The sequence below is a fragment of the Streptomyces sp. NPDC026500 genome (assembly GCF_055567635.1).
Window position 1 is genome coordinate 1 of sequence record NZ_JBVHQB010000028.1, and the last position, 13,901, is coordinate 13,901.

A 13,901-nucleotide genomic window follows, 5' to 3' on the forward strand; every position below is an offset into this window, starting at 1 on the left:
AAACGCCCGGTTACATTCCGAACCCGGAAGCTAAGCCTCACAGCGCCGATGGTACTGCAGGGGGGACCCTGTGGGAGAGTAGGACGCCGCCGAACGAATTTTGAAGAAAACCCCCGTACCGGGAAACCGGTCACGGGGGTTTTCTGCGTTTACGGCCATTTTCCCGGACCTCCTATTCCGGATCTCCTATTGCGTACCTCGTATGCCTCATACCCTGTCTTCCTCGTACCCCGTCTCCCTCAATACCCCGTACGCCCCGCAGCCGGCATGTCCCGTACCTCCTGGGCGGTGTCTTCAACGGACGACGGTGGAGTCGACCGACACGAGCCGGTCGATGTCCTCGGCCGCGTCCGCTCTCGCCTGGGCGGCCTGGGGCATCCGCTCGAACGTGCCGTCCAGGGCCCACCGCCGGAACCGGGTGTGCAGTGTGGCCCACGGGCCGTACCGCTCGGGCACGTCCCGCCAAGCGGTCCCGGTACGGAACTTCCACACGATCCCGTTGAGCACCGTGCGGTCGTCCAACCGCTTCCTGCCCCGCAACGACTCGGGCGGCAGCGGCCGGACGAACTCCCACTCCGCATCCGACAGTTCATGGCGACGTATCACCCGACCGTGATCCACCACTCAAGATCATTTGAAGGCGCCGCCCGGAGCGGACCGTGTTCCGGCCGGGCCGCCATGGTTCGCGAGTCCGGGCCCCGTCCTCGTCTCAGTTTCTGCGGCGCCGCGCGACGACGAACAGGGGGCCGCCCGTGATCAGGGCGACCCCGGCCGCCGCGGCCGCGTACCAGGGCAGCGCGCCGGTGCCCGTGTCGGCCATCGAGCCCTGCCCCGTGCTGCCCGAAGCCGCGGTGCCGGAGCCGGCCGAGGCGGAGCCGGAGGTGCTGCCGCCGGATCCGGAGCCGCCGCCGGAGCCGGAGCCGCCCCCTGAGGAGGAGCCGGAGCCGTGGCCCTGGGAGCCGTCGGCGGTCACCGTGATCGCCGCGGTGTTGTCCTTGGCGTTGCTGTCCTGGTGCGGCAGCGTCACCTTGATGGAACCGGGTGCGAGGTCGGCCGGCTTGTCGATGCGGAGGTCGAACACGAACGGCGTGAGCTGTCCGGCGTCGAAGTACGAGTCGTTCGGGTCCTGGTAACAGGTGTAATGGGGGGCGCCAGGCTTGCCCCAGTGCCGGTCGTTGTCCGACGAGTGCCGGTCGTCGTCCCAGCGGCAGAGGTTCGGGACCTTCACCGCCGTCGTGCCGGGTGGGATCGTCACGTGGGCCTCGGAGGTCGGGCCGTCGGTGGGGCCTTCGCCGCGGTCGTACTGCTCGATGGAGGCGGGCCCGTTGTTCCGGACGCCCAGCTTCGCCTCCACCACCTGGCCGGCCGTGCCGTGGACGGTGGTCCCCAGCGCTTCGAGGTCGAAGGGGTTGTTCGTGTAGACCCAGCCGGTCCCGTAGTTCCGGTTGAACGGCTTGGGGCCGTCGGCCCGGGGGGTGACTTCCAGCGCCCGCCCGGTGCCGCGGTGGACGTCGGTCAGATTCAGGTGCTTGTAGTCGTATCCGTCGGTCGTGCCGTACACGGCCACGGACCACCATTCGACCCTCGCGGTCCTGCCGACCTTCGCCGAGAAGTCGTCGAGGTCATAGGAGCCGCCCGCTGTGACTGGGGTCTCGACGTAGCAGCGAGCCCCGACGCCGGCGCCGGCGTCCCCTATGCGGCCGTACTCGCAGTTGCTGAACTCCTTGCCGAACGACAGCCCCTGGCTGACGCGCATGGCGATGTAGACGCCGTTCAAGGGCCGGGAACTGAAGTTCGTGAAGCCGAGTTCGGGACGCACTGTCTCGCCGGTCTTCAGCCGGGTGTCGCTGGGGGTGCTCCGGTCGAGGAGCGGGCCCATGTCCGGCACCTCCGCCCTGAGCGTCGTCCCGCCGAGCGTTGTGTCACCGGCTTCGGCGGAGATCCGGACGTCGCCCGTGAAACCGGGATGCCCGGGCGAGAGGGTCTGGAATTGCAGGGTAAGGCCATGCATGACGTCGCCTGGCTGAAGTGGTTTGCCGTAGTTCAGCTTCTCGCCGTCGCACACGTACAGGAGCTGCTGCTTCTCGACGCAGGCGGCAGGGGGCTGCTCCAGGCTCATCTGGCCTTTGACGGCCGTGGCGTCGACTGTCACCGTGAAGTCCGTCAACTGCTGCGCCCCGGTGTTGCGAGCGTACAGGTAGGCGGTGGCGTGTTCACCTTGATACGGCTGCACCTGCAGCGGGTTGCCACCCTCGGCGACCGTGAACTCCAGTGTCTGCGCGGTCTCCGCGGCCTGGCCGAGGGAGGGTGCGCCCAGGGTCAGCAGGCCCGTCGCGAAGGCGGTGGCACTGGCCAGGAGGGCGTTACGGGGCAGAGGTCTCGGCACGGGTGCTCCTTCGGCGGACTTACGTTGAGGCGGACCGGCAATCCGATCGGCCACTCAGATCGCCGAGCGCGGGCAAAGGTTGTACGAACTCGATCCGGGTCAAACACCTCGGGGAACCCGCCAGTAACAGGCAGGAAATAGCACCGGCGGCACGGCACGGCACGGCGGATGGAACTCATGATGAGCCTTCACGAACGAGCCGCAACTGGGCAATGCTCCCTCACTCAGATGCCCTCCTGCCGCCCGCCCCCGGGCGCACGGGTGCGAGCAGCCTGGCTCGCCACGCCCCTCCGCAGCCGGACGCCGTGACGACGTAGCCGGGCGGCGGGCGGCGGCACGCTCCGGCTCAGCCGGGACGGCTGGGCCTGCACGAGCGCGAGGGTCTCACCCTCTGCCGCCTTGAGAGGGCCGGGGCTGGCGTGGGTGTGGCTGGGCGTTGTTGTGAATGGCGGGCTGGAGGACGGGAAAGGGGGCGGTCTCCTCGTGGAGACCGCCCCCTTTCCCGTGGTGCGGTTACTTCAGGCGGGACGACGCGACGATCGAGACGATGTGCGCGGGCACGAGCAGCCACACGATGGCCGTCACGGCGACGGTCGCGATCCGCGTGGCTGTCAGGTCGCCGGCCGCCAAGTCGATGACCGCGGTGACGAGCAGCAGGATGGTGCACTCGATGCCGTTGACCAGGCGGTGGAGACCCACGGCCGAGGCCAGCCGGCGGATCTGGGCGAGACCGCTGGAGCGCGGGACGACGGAATGGTCGGTCGCCTTCTCCATGCCGCTGTCGGAGCGGGCCACGTGGACGAGGTCGGAGGACGACTTCAGGAGAAGGACGCCGATGGCCGCGGCCAGGCCCGCCACCAGATAGGGGTCGAGGCCGAGTTGGGAGGCGCGGATGCCCATGCCGACCACGACGGCGGCGTCGGCGAGGTAGGCGCCGAGCCGGTCCAGGTAGACGCCGAGCGGGCTGAACTGGCGTCGCCAGCGGGCGACTTCACCGTCGACGCAGTCGAGCAGCAGATACAGCTGCATGAAGAGGACGGAGAGCACGGCGCCGCCGAGGCCCGGCAGGATCAGGGCGACTCCGGAGAGCATCCCCGCGAAGACCATGATCACGGTGATCTGGTTCGGGGAGATACGGGCGTCGACGAGGTGGCGGGTCACACGCAGGGAGAGTGACCTCATGTAGAGGCGGCCGGCCCAGTGTTCCGCCCTGCTGTCCAGCTTGCCCGCAGGGTGAATGACGCTGCGGAGTTCATCTAGTTGGACTTTGGGCATGCGGCGTTCTCCCTGGCGAGCTGGCACTGGATCGGGCGGCTGGCAATGTCGTACAGGGAAGAGCATGACGGGGGTCCCGGCGAAGGTGATCGGCAGGGTGGAAATCAGGTGATCGTTGTCGTACGCGCGTACTACGGTGACCGCCATGACCCCCAAGACCCACGTGTTCCGTTCCATACGCCCCGACGAGTGGGGTCAGGTGAAGCAGCTCAGACTCGACGCCCTGCGGGATCCCGTCGCGCACCTCGCGTTCCTGGAGACCTACGAGGACGCGGCCGCCAAGTCCGATGCCTTCTGGCAGGACCGGACGGCCGGGGCGGCCGCCGGTGTCGTCGAGCGGCAGCAGATCGTGGCCGTGGGCGAGGACGGGGTGTGGGCCGGGTCCGTGACCGTGCTGGTCGAGGAGGCCGGGGCGCGGGATGCGTTCGGCGCGGTGGCCGAGCGGAGCCAGGGGCATCTGGTCGGGGTCTTCGTGCGACCCGAGTACCGGGGGAGCGAGGCCGGGGTGACCCGGGCACTCTTCGACGCCGCTCTCGCGTGGTCCTGGGGGATCGGGCTCGAGCGCGTGCGGCTCTTCGTGCACGAGAAGAACGGCCGCGCCGAGGCGTTCTACCGGAAGACGGGTTTCCTGCCGACCGGACAGACGGTGCCGATGCCCGGGGACACCGGGGAGTTGGAGCTGGAGTTCGTGATCACTCGCGGGTAGGGCGGTCGGCGGGCCTCAGGCGTCAGGCGTCAGGCGGCAGGTCGGCACCGGCACCAGACCTCCGGCCGCGTCAGACCTGCAGCGGCAGTGGACCGTCGGGCCGCGTCAGATCTGCAGCGGCACCGGACCGTCGGGCCGCATCAGACCTGCATGCCCGTCTGACCTGCATGCCCGTATGACCGGCATCTGCATCTGACCGGCAATCCGCATCCGACCGGCATCCGCGTCATACCGGAAGCTCGTACTGCGGCCAGCGTGACCGGAGTTGTTCGCGGGAACGGAGGAGGGCCAGGGTCGGCAGGCCGCGAGCCGGGCCCGTGGTCAGGAGTTCCGGGAGCTGGGGGAGCGGGGCCACGGCCGCGATGTCGTCGAGGACGAGGGTGAGTGGTGGGTCGAGGCGACCGGAGGATGACCGTTCGGCCATGCGCCGGCCACGCTCGACCACGCTTGAGGCGAGGGCCGTCAGGAGCGGCATGGCGCCGGGGCTCGCTTTGGGGTCCTCGATGGGTTCACCGACCAGATAAAGCGTGCCCCCTTCATTGACGAAGGAATCCAAGGCGAGGCTGTCATTTCGGTTCGGAGTGCAGGATTCGCGGATGTTGACCGTGCCGAACGCCGCAAGGGCACGTGCCGTCAGCTCCTGCGCGATGTCCCGGCGTTCGGGGTGCGAGACGAGCGCGGCCTCCAGCTCGCCGGCGGCGCCGGACGCGGCCTTGGGGTTCGTCCGCAGGGCCCGTACGGCGTCCTGCACCTGTGCACCCTGGGCCCAGCGGTGGACATGGCGGAAGGGCTTGCCCTCCACCGCGGCGGCGTGCAGATAGCTGCGCATGAGCGTTTCCGCGACATCGGCCATCGCCTGGTCCGCCTTGGCGGTGGGGCGTACCGGGGCGAGGAGAGCGGTCGCCCTGGACGCCGCCGTCTCCTTGTCCTCGCAGCCGGTCGTGGGGGACCAGTGGAGCCGGGCCGGGGTGTCGCAGAGGTGGGCCGGGTCGTAGAGGAGGACGGGGCCCAGCTTGGCGCGGGCGTCCTTGGTCTCCGACCAGGTGCGGGGGTCGGAGGTGACGACGAGGGCCGGGCCCTCCGCGTCGCGTACGGCCTGGGCGGCGGTGAGGTGGCGGGTTTCGGCGGGGGCGAGGACGACCGCGCGGGTGGACGGCCACGCGGGTTTCGGCTGGGGTGCCGTGGCGGCCAGGGAGGCCGCGGCCTCGGCGGGAACGGCCTCGGAGGCGGCGGTGTCCCGGGCGCCCGCGTGTTCGCGTCTCTGTGAACCCGCATGTCCGCGCACCTGTTCGCGTGCCGGTTCGCCCATACCTTCGCGGGCCTGGGCGCCCGCCCGCTCGCCCTCGGCCGCTCGGTAGGCCGTCTCCAGGGGCTGTGCGGGCATCGGTTGCGCCGGCAGCGGCTGCTGTTCCGTCCTGGCCGTCGGCACCACCGGATCAGGGGTGTCCGTGGACGCGGCGGTCGCCGTGGCCTTCGCGGGCCTTCGCGCCCGGCCCGCCCGCCACCGTGCCACCGTCCCCATCACGAACACCGCGAGGACCAGCAGCACCATCAACTGACCGATGAACAGGCCCCAGAAGAGGCCGTAGCCGGACAACTGGGCGGCGGGGGTGTCGGGCCAGGCGCCGGCGATGTCGTGCGGCGCGCCGATCAGATGCCGCATGGCCAACGGCGTACGGGTGAAGGTGATCGCGTCCGGCCAGGCGCCGCGGGAGAACCAGCCCGCCAGGCCTGTCGCCGTCCACACCATCAACGTCATGCCGAGGAGGAAGCCCAGCACCCCGATCAGCAGGCCGTCGGGGATGCCGCCGGCCCCCTCGCGCCGGGGGTCGTACCGGTCGTCGTGCCGGTCGGGGTGCTGTCCCATCTCACGCCACCGTGGACTCGGTGGAGCCGTCGAGATCGCTGAGGTGCTGCTCCATGAAGGCCGCCGCCCGTTCCTCGGCCTCCAGTTCGGCGGCGCGCATCGCGTCGTCGGAGATGAGGTCGGCGGACGACTGCGTCATCGCCCGGTCGGTGAAGACCAGCGGGCGTTCGGTTTCCGTGATGAGGTGCTTGACCACCTGGACGTTGCCGTTGACGTCCCAGACCGCGATGCCCGGGGTCAGCGTCGGGATGATCTCGACCGCCCAGCGGGGCAGGCCGAGCACCCGGCCGGTCGACCGTGCCTCGTCCGCCTTCTGCGCGTAGATGGTCCTCGTCGACGCCATCTTCAGGATCGCGGCCGCCTCCTTGGCCGCCGCTCCGTCGACCACGTCCGACAGATGGTGGACCACCGCCACGAAGGACAGGCCGAGGCGGCGCCCGAACTTCAGCAGCCGCTGGAACAGCTGTGCCACGAAGGGGCTGTTGATGATGTGCCACGCCTCCTCCACCAGGAAGATGCGCTTCTTGCGGTCGGGCCGGATCCAGGTGTGCTCCAGCCACACACCCACGATCGCCATCAGGATCGGCATGGCGATGGAGTTCCGGTCGATGTGCGACAGGTCGAAGACGATGAGGGGGGCGTCCAGGTCGATGCCCACCGTCGTCGGGCCGTCGAACATGCCCCGCAGGTCACCGTCGACCAGCCGGTCCAGGACCAGTGCCACGTCCAGGCCCCAGGCCCGTACGTCGTCTATGGCGACGTTCATCGCCTCGGCCGACTCCGGTTCGGGGTGGCGCAGCTGCTCGACGATGTCCATCAGCACCGGCTGGCGCTCGACGATCGTCTCGTTGACGTAGGCGTGCGCGACCTTCAGGGCGAAGCCGGACCGCTCGTCGAGGCTGTGCCCCATCGCGACCTCGATGATGGTGCGCAGCAGCGCGAGCTGGCCCGTCGTCGTGATCGTCGGGTCGAGCGGGTTGAGGCGGATTCCCATGTCCAGGGCGGCCGTCGGGTCGAGCCGGATGGGAGTTATTCCCAGCTCCTGCGCGATGAGGTTCCATTCGCCGACACCGTCCTCGCCCTGGGCGTCGAGGACGACGACCTGGCGGTCGCGGAAGCGCAACTGCCGCAGGACGTACGTCTTCTCCAGGGCCGACTTGCCGTTGCCGGACTCTCCGAGGACCAGCCAGTGCGGGGCCGGGAGCTGCTGCCCGTACAACTGGAAGGGGTCGTAGATGTACCCCTTGCCGGAGTACACCTCGCGGCCGATGATGACGCCCGAGTCGCCGAGGCCCGGTGCGGCGGTGGGCAGGTAGACCGCCTGCGCCTGGCCCGTGGACGTGCGCACGGGGAGGCGGGTCGTCTCGACCTTGCCGAAGAGGAAGGAAGTGAAGGCGTCCGTAGCGGCGGACAGCGGATCCCGCATCAGTGCATCAGCCCCTACCTGCGGATTCCGGTGGCGAACGGCAGTGTGTTGACGAAGGCCCGGTGGTGCTCGCGGTCGCACCACTCCAGTTTCAGATACGACTTGCCGGCCGAGGCGCGGATGGTGCGCTTGTCGCGCGCGAGTGCCTCGGGGTTGCGGGAGGACACGGTGATGTAGCCGACGAGGTTGACGCCCGCGGCGCCGCTCGCGAGGTCCTCGCCGCGCTGGTCGAGGCGGTTGTGCGAGGCGATGTCGCGCGGGTCGACGGTCCGGTTCATCTTGGCGGCGCGGCTGGCCTCGGCCTCGTCGTTCGTCTTCTCGGTCAGCATGCGTTCGATGGCGACCTCGGTGGGTTCGAGGTCCATGGTCACGGCGACCGTGCGGATGACGTCGGGGGTGTGGACGAGCAGCGGGGCGAGGAAGTTGACGCCCACCGGGGTCATCGGCCACTCCTTCACCCAGGCCGTGGCGTGACACCAGGGCGCGCGGGTGGAGGACTCGCGGGTCTTCGCCTGGAGGTACGTCGGCTCCATGGCGTCGAGCTCGGCCGGCCAGGCGTTGCGCTTGGTCATCGCCTGGATGTGGTCGATGGGGTGGTCGGGGTCGTACATCGAGTGCACGAGGGAGGCAAGGCGTCCCTGACCGAGCGGCTGCCGTACGCGGATGTCGGCTTCCTGGAGCCGGGAGCAGATGTCGGTCAGCTCGCGTGCCATCACGACGGCGAGTCCGGCGTCCCGGTCGACCTTCCGGCCGCCCTGCGGTCGCGCCGCGCGCGCCATGGCCTGTGCCTCGGCGGCCAGCTCACGCGAGTAGTGCATGCAGGCGACGAGATAGGCCCGGTGCTGCTCACTGCTCGTGGACACCATCGACTGGAGCTGGTCGTAGGACTGCTGGAGCCATCCGGGAGCCCGCTCGTCCCCGCGTACGGAGACGTCCTTGGCGTGGGCGTCCGGGTCGGCGGGGAGGGTGCGGGCGAGCATCTGGAGGCGGGTGACGAAGCCGTCTCCGTTCGCCACGTGCTTGAGCAGCGTGCCGAAACGGTCGACGAGGGCCTCCTGGTCCTCGCTGTCGCGCAGACCGACGCCCGGTCCCTCGATCTCGATCGCGGCCGTCACGGTCCGCCGGTCGGCGTGCAGCAGCACGGCGATCTCGTCGGGTCCGAACGGGGCGGCGAGCCAGGAGATCCGCCCGATGCCCGGCGGCGGTCCGATCTCGACCTCTTTGCCCTCGAGGCGGGTGCCGGCCTCCATCACCTGACTGCGGTACGCCGTTCCCTGGCGCAGGCTCCGCTTGTAACTGCGGTTGATCTCGAACCACTTGTAGAACGTACGGCGCTTGTACGGGATGTACACCGCGGCGAGCGCGAGCAGCGGGAAGCCCATCAGCAGCACGATCCGCAGGGAAAGCACCGGGACGAGCAGGCCGCACATCATGCCCAGGAACGCGCCCCCGATGATGAGCGCGATCTCGCCGGACTCACGGTTCCGGCCGACGATCGCGTTCGGCCGGGCGCGGCCGATCAGATATGTACGGCGGGGCGTGACCGGATGGGACAAGTGGGACTCGGTCGTCAACGCCCTTCACCTCCCGTGCGGTTGGTACTGCTGTTGCGGGTATTGCTCGCGTGCGGGGTGTTGACCGGGCTGGTACGCGGCGGTGGGGCGGCGGAGGGGACGGATCCGCCGCCTCCGTTCGGCGTACGGGTGCTGTGCGCGGCCACACCGCCGGACGCGGGGTTGGCGGGGCGGGGCTGGCCGTTGCCGCCTCCGCCGCCGCCACCGTTGTTGTCGGCGCGCGTGCTGTGCGTCTTGATGCCCTGGGCGACCAGGGTGGCCGGCGAGCTGATCACGGCTGCGGCCTTGCCTTCGGCGCCCTGCATGATGCGGTTGTTGCGGGAGCCGGCGATCTCGTCGCCGAAGCCCGGTACGAAGCGGTAGATCATCGCGCTGGCGAAGATGGCGAGCAGGATGATGGCGAGCCCGGAGACGACGGCGGAGAACGCGTCGGGTCCGTTGTCGGAGCTGAGGGCTCCGGCGAGGCCGAGCACGATCACGATGACCGGTTTCACCAGGATCACCGCGATCATGATGCCCGCCCAGCGGCGGACGTGGCCCCACAGGTTCTTGTCGACGAGGCCCGCGTAGACGACGGTGCCGAGGAGGGCGCCGACGTAGAGCAGGGCGGCCCGGATGACCAGCTCCAGCCAGAGGATTCCGGCGGCGAGGATCGAGACCATCGAGACGACGATCAGCATGATGGGGCCGCCGCCGATGTTGCCGCCCTTGTTCAGGGCGCCGGAGAACGTCCCGAAGAACGCGTCCGTCTGGTTGCCGGTCGTCTTGGCGAGCACCTCCGTCACGCCGTCCGTGGCCGACACCACCGTGTAGAGGATCAGCGGGGTGAACGCCGAGGCCAGCACGGTCAGCCAGAGGAAGCCGATCGCCTCGGAGATGGCCGTGCTGAGGGGGACACCCCGCACCGCCCGCTTCGTCACGGCCAGCAGCCACAGCAGCAGCGTCAGGATCGAGGACGCCGCGAAGACGACGGCGTACTGCTGGAGAAACTTGGGGTTCGTGAAGTCGACGTTGGCGGTCTCGTTCACGGCGGCGGAGAGTTTGTCGACGGTCCAGGAGGCGGCGTCGGCACAGCCCTTCGCCAGGGAGGACAGCGGATCCAGGGTCGAGCCGACCCCGGGATCCCCACTGAGGCCCGACTTGCCGGATCCCTTGGTGCCGCTGTCGCAGTACTTTCTGGCAGGGCCGCGGACGAGTTCACAGGGGTTGCGGCTGGGAGTCGGGCTGGGGGCCGCGACCGCCTTGGTGGCCAGCAGGATGGCAGCCGACTGCATCGCTGCCACCGTGGCGGCGAGCGAGAGGACACGGCGCGGCTTGTTAGCGGGCATACGTGAACCCTCCGTACTCCTCGACGGCCTTGGTCATGTCGTCCGCGGTGGAGGCCTTCTGGTCCCGTCCGACCGGGACAGGACCGTCCTTCTGAGTGAAGTCGGTGACTTTCCAGTCCCCGTTGACCCACTTCAGCTGGTAGGTCGTCGTGTACCAGCTCTCCGACACAGGGTTGGTGGACCCGTCACCGGACAGGCCGAAAAGCGATGTGTACCAAAGTTCGACCGTGGCGCTGTCCGTGCTGGAAGCCTTGAGCTTGGTGCCGACCGGGATGATCCGCGAGATGAAGGTCTGACCGGCCGGCGCGGCACCGTTCTTGTCCAGGCCGATGTTGGTCAGGAACTTCTCGCTGGAGTACGCCGCGTCCAGGTCGGGCTGTCGTGCGGCGGCCACAGCGGGTGCGTACACGGCGTCGACGATGGCGTGCCGCTGATCGGTGTTGAACATGCCGGTCGAGCCCAGCGCGACCCCGTAATTGGTTGCCGCGCTCTGCGCGCCCTGGGTGGTGTGGGGGAAGCCGGTCGGGATGCCCGCGGCCTTGGAGGTCACCGGGTGGTCGCCGGAGGCCGCCGTGGGGGACGTCTTCGCCTCGTCGCCGCTGCTGCCGCCCGAGGAGGCCGTGTTGTCGCCGCGGTTCGCGAAGGCGATCGCGGCGATGAGGAGGACGACCACGCCGACGACCGTGATCAGGCTCCGCGAGGAGGATCCGCGCCCGCGCCGCGCGCCGCCGTAGACGTCGCCCGGGCGGTCGGGCAGGCGGGTGCGGGTCTGGCCGGAGCCGCCGTACCCCCCGTCCTCGCCGCGCGGGCCGTCGCCGTACCCGGGTTCGTCACCGAGACTCATGCCGCGTACGCCCCCTCAACCTCTCGCTGAACCAAGTAGTACGACGGTAGCCGTGCTGGTTCCCGCGCGGGCGCGGTGTGGTGACTCGACATCAGGGAAACGCAACCTCAGCCGGTGGGCACGACGGACGGGTGGGTCGATGGAGAGAGATTCCGGGCGCGCCCGGCCGGGGACTGACGGTGCGCCGGGTGCGGCGCGGCCCGGCCGGGCTACACGGCCATGCCGTACACGATGGTGAAGAGCGTGCCGAGGGAACCGATGATGAAGACTCCCGTGAGCCCGGCGATGATGAGGCCCTTGCCCTGTTCGGCGCTGAAGGTGTCGCGGAGGGCGGTCGCGCCGATGCGCTGTTTGGCCGCACCCCAGATCGCGATGCCGAGGCAGAGCAGGATGGCGACCGCCATCACCACCTCGACCATCACCTTCGCTTCGTTGCCCAGGCTGCCGAAGGGACCCCAGTCCGGGGCGATTCCACCGATGATTGTGTTGATGTCGCCCTTGTCGGCTGCGAAAAGCATGTAAGTCACCGCCCCTAGTGGGTAGTTCTGCACCCCCTGCCATTGCGCGCAGAGGTCGGGCCCATTCTCGCCGACAATGGCGCCGTCGCATGTCGACTTGACGTCATTGGTTGGCGGGATTCGTACGAATTCCTTGTCACCGGCGTACGCGGGACCCTCTCGGGAGGCGTGCGGCGGTATACGAAGAGTCGTATCGTCACTCTGTGTATCACGGCCGGTCACGCCGGGCAATGAAGTGGAAGCGAAACCTGGCGTGTGGTTCCGTCGTTGTGCCCTTCTACGGCTCACGCGCGCGGGCGAATTCGAACGGACGCGGCCCCGCTGTACGGCCTCTGACGGTCCGTCGAGCCGGTGTTCCCCGGGTCGTCGCGTCTGCGCGGGGTGGACGCCGTACGCCGAGCCGGTGCCCCGAAGGCTATCGCTCCGCCCCGTGCGCGAGGAACGGGCCGCGGCTGGTTGCCGCGGCCCGTTCGCCGGGTGGTGCCGGGGAACCCCACGTCTCCCGGCGGCCGCCCGCACTCCGGAGGTCAGCCGGTGAAGGCGGTGACACCCTCCGGGGTGCCCCAGCCGGTCGGGCCGTCGTAGCCCGTGGTCGCGGTGCAGAGGTAGCTGGTGGTGCAGGTGCCGTTGTTGCCCGAGGTCACGTCGTTGAGCGCCGAGGTGCCGGCCGCCGTGTACGGGAACTTCGCCGGGTAGGAGCCGCTGGACGGGGTGCCGCCGAGGGCGTAGACGCCCGCGATGATGGGTGACGAGGCGCTCGTGCCGCCGAACGTGTACCAGCCCGCCGTGATGCCGTACGAGTCGTACACCGCGACGCCGGTGGCCGGGTCGGCGACCGCCGAGACGTCGGAGATGGTGCGCTTGGAGCAGCCCGTGTCGGTCTGCCAGGTCGGCTTGGTGTCGTACGCGGAGCAGCCGGAGCCGGTGCCCTCGGTGCTGCTGGTCTTCCAGACCGACTCGGTCCAGCCGCGGGTGGTGGAGGTCGCCTTGGTCAGCGCGGTGCCGCCGACGGAGGTGACGTACTGCGAGGCGGCCGGGTACTCGGCGCCGTAGCCCGCGTCGCCCGCGCTCACGGTGATGGCGACACCGGTGTGCTTGAAGTACGAGGTGTCGTAAGAGGTGTCGGAGGACGACTCGGAACCGCCGTAGCTGTTCGAGACGTACTTCGCGCCCAGGGTGACCGCCTCGTTCACGGAGGTGCCGAGGTTGGCCATCGTGGCGGACTTGGCCTCGACGAGGAGGATGTTGCACTTCGGGCAGATGGCGCTCGCCATGTCGAGGTCGAGGGACTCCTCCTCGGCCCAGCCGCTGTCGCTGGACGGCAGTGAGGTGGTCGAGCCGGTCTGGCTGACCTTCTTGAAGCAGCCGTTGGCGGTGGTGCACGCCGTGAGGCCGTAGTACGAGCGGTAGGTCGCGAGGTCTGCCTCGGCGTTGGGGTCGTTGTAGGCGTCGACGATGGCGATGGTCTCGCCCGTGCCGTTGGCGGCGGCCGCGGAGGTCAGGCCGTACGCGGCCCGGAGGTCCGTCGGTCCGAATCCGGACGGCGTGGAGGCGTCGGCGGCCTTGGGGGTGACGCCCTTGGCGAAGGCCTTCTCCGCCGTGTACTCGGTGACCCCGCCGGTGACCCGCTTGGCGTCGCAGGCGGCGACATCGGGCTTGGTGGGCGTCGCGCACGCCCTGGTCCAGCTGACGTGCGGGGTGACCTTGGCGGCGCCGGTACGGGCGTCTGCGGTCCCGGCGGCGCCGAGGCCCGCGAGGACGAGGGCGGCGACGCCGAGGACGGCCGCGCCGGTTCGGCGCCAACTGCCGCGCGTCGGGCCGGCGGAAGGTCTCTGGGGGAGAGTGGTGCGCAACGGACAGCCTCCTGGAAGTGGTTGGCAGGGGCAGTGCGGGTGCGCCGCCGGTGCGGTGTCCCCGGCGGTGGGCCGTGCGGCCCGCGGACGACCATCCCTTGTTGAGTACGCGACAACAAGAGGC

11 protein-coding genes and 1 rRNA gene are annotated in these 13,901 nt (G+C 69.8%); 2 read left to right on the plus strand and 10 right to left on the minus strand.

Features of this window, described 5'->3' with window-relative positions:
* Nucleotides 1–95: ribosomal RNA gene (gene rrf, locus ACZ4N5_RS36125) — 5S ribosomal RNA — on the plus strand; the annotation flags it as partial.
* A 199-nt stretch (nt 96–294) separates the two neighbouring features.
* On the opposite strand, the gene ACZ4N5_RS36130 is transcribed toward rrf, so the two are convergent.
* The 3 genes from ACZ4N5_RS36130 to ACZ4N5_RS36140 form a co-directional block, all read right to left on the minus strand.
* A complete protein-coding gene (locus ACZ4N5_RS36130) occupies nt 295–606 on the minus strand; it encodes a transposase (protein ID WP_467761263.1) in 312 nt (103 codons plus the stop codon).
* A gap of 103 nt (nt 607–709) precedes the next feature.
* Complete coding sequence (locus ACZ4N5_RS36135; RefSeq protein WP_467761264.1) at nt 710–2,386, minus strand: hypothetical protein; 1,677 nt, start codon at nt 2,384–2,386, stop codon at nt 710–712.
* 513 nt (nt 2,387–2,899) lie between these two features.
* Nucleotides 2,900–3,661 carry a CDP-alcohol phosphatidyltransferase family protein gene (locus tag ACZ4N5_RS36140; protein WP_467761265.1) on the minus strand — a complete coding sequence of 254 codons (762 nt, stop codon included), beginning with the start codon at nt 3,659–3,661 and terminating at the stop codon, nt 2,900–2,902.
* 145 nt (nt 3,662–3,806) lie between these two features.
* Between ACZ4N5_RS36140 and ACZ4N5_RS36145 the strand changes: the two genes are divergently transcribed.
* Nucleotides 3,807–4,367, plus strand: a complete 561-nt coding sequence (locus tag ACZ4N5_RS36145) for a GNAT family N-acetyltransferase (protein WP_467761266.1) — start codon at nt 3,807–3,809, stop codon at nt 4,365–4,367.
* 226 nt (nt 4,368–4,593) lie between these two features.
* On the opposite strand, the gene ACZ4N5_RS36150 is transcribed toward ACZ4N5_RS36145, so the two are convergent.
* The 7 genes from ACZ4N5_RS36150 to ACZ4N5_RS36180 form a co-directional block, all read right to left on the minus strand.
* On the minus strand, nt 4,594–6,234 hold the full coding sequence (locus tag ACZ4N5_RS36150; RefSeq protein WP_467761267.1) for a type IV secretory system conjugative DNA transfer family protein: 1,641 nt from the start codon (nt 6,232–6,234) through the stop codon (nt 4,594–4,596).
* Nucleotide 6,235: 1 nt separating this feature from the next.
* Complete coding sequence (locus tag ACZ4N5_RS36155; RefSeq protein ID WP_355841017.1) at nt 6,236–7,660, minus strand: ATP-binding protein; 1,425 nt, start codon at nt 7,658–7,660, stop codon at nt 6,236–6,238.
* Nucleotides 7,661–7,674: 14 nt separating this feature from the next.
* Nucleotides 7,675–9,234 carry an SCO6880 family protein gene (locus ACZ4N5_RS36160; protein WP_355841019.1) on the minus strand — a complete coding sequence of 520 codons (1,560 nt, stop codon included), beginning with the start codon at nt 9,232–9,234 and terminating at the stop codon, nt 7,675–7,677.
* Nucleotides 9,231–10,562, minus strand: a complete 1,332-nt coding sequence (locus ACZ4N5_RS36165; RefSeq protein WP_467761268.1) for a hypothetical protein — start codon at nt 10,560–10,562, stop codon at nt 9,231–9,233. The genes ACZ4N5_RS36160 and ACZ4N5_RS36165 overlap by 4 nt, the downstream gene beginning before the upstream one ends.
* Entirely contained in the window at nt 10,552–11,406 is an 855-nt protein-coding gene (locus ACZ4N5_RS36170; protein ID WP_467761269.1) for a hypothetical protein, read from the minus strand. The genes ACZ4N5_RS36165 and ACZ4N5_RS36170 overlap by 11 nt, the downstream gene beginning before the upstream one ends.
* A 209-nt stretch (nt 11,407–11,615) precedes the next feature.
* The gene (locus tag ACZ4N5_RS36175; RefSeq protein WP_037622434.1) at nt 11,616–11,924 is read right to left on the minus strand and encodes a hypothetical protein; all 309 of its coding nucleotides are present in this window, start codon (nt 11,922–11,924) and stop codon (nt 11,616–11,618) included.
* 527 nt (nt 11,925–12,451) lie between these two features.
* Nucleotides 12,452–13,777, minus strand: a complete 1,326-nt coding sequence (locus ACZ4N5_RS36180) for a S53 family peptidase (RefSeq protein WP_467761270.1) — start codon at nt 13,775–13,777, stop codon at nt 12,452–12,454.
* Nucleotides 13,778–13,901: the final 124 nt, after the last annotated feature.

Bases quoted from the DNA above. Each gene is read 5' to 3' on its own strand.
- ACZ4N5_RS36140 (WP_467761265.1), bottom strand. From the start codon at position 3,661: ATGCCCAAAGTCCAACTAGATGAACTCCGCAGCGTCATTCACCCTGCG.
- ACZ4N5_RS36155 (WP_355841017.1), bottom strand. From the start codon at position 7,660: ATGCGGGATCCGCTGTCCGCCGCTACGGACGCCTTCACTTCCTTCCTC.
- ACZ4N5_RS36165 (WP_467761268.1), bottom strand. From the start codon at position 10,562: ATGCCCGCTAACAAGCCGCGCCGTGTCCTCTCGCTCGCCGCCACGGTG.
- ACZ4N5_RS36150 (WP_467761267.1), bottom strand. From the start codon at position 6,234: ATGGGACAGCACCCCGACCGGCACGACGACCGGTACGACCCCCGGCGC.
- ACZ4N5_RS36145 (WP_467761266.1), top strand. From the start codon at position 3,807: ATGACCCCCAAGACCCACGTGTTCCGTTCCATACGCCCCGACGAGTGG.
- ACZ4N5_RS36175 (WP_037622434.1), bottom strand. From the start codon at position 11,924: ATGCTTTTCGCAGCCGACAAGGGCGACATCAACACAATCATCGGTGGA.
- ACZ4N5_RS36170 (WP_467761269.1), bottom strand. From the start codon at position 11,406: ATGAGTCTCGGTGACGAACCCGGGTACGGCGACGGCCCGCGCGGCGAG.